Source organism: Bacillus cereus group sp. N21 (assembly GCF_016483395.1).
Classification (GTDB): Bacteria; Bacillota; Bacilli; order Bacillales; family Bacillaceae_G; genus Bacillus_A; species Bacillus_A pseudomycoides.
In genome coordinates, this window is record NZ_JAEHBX010000336.1 from 1 (window position 1) to 272 (window position 272).

Genomic DNA, 272 nt, shown 5'->3' on the forward strand with positions numbered 1-272 from the left:
TGGGTATTGCGTACGCTTGCCCAACAAACAACTTCCAACTAATAGAATTATAGCCTTCAGATGCTGGAACAATCATAACAATAACACAAACGATAAAATAGACGAATAGTGCAGGGATAATATTTTTCATTATTGTTCACCTCCTTTAAAAAAACAATAAAATAAACATATTCATATATTAAAATTTTTATGATTCGTTTTAAAGATTAAGCTCACAAAATGTTTATGAAGTAGTATTATATTTGTAAAGAGTGCAGTGTACTACGTAGATG

At 29.0% G+C, this 272-nt stretch carries 1 protein-coding gene; it reads right to left on the reverse strand.

What is annotated here, in order from left to right:
• Positions 1–130: DUF4017 family protein (locus JDS96_RS31095; protein ID WP_199669156.1), on the reverse strand; the 130-nt coding region annotated here is incomplete at its 3' end.
• Positions 131–272 lie beyond the last annotated feature (142 nt).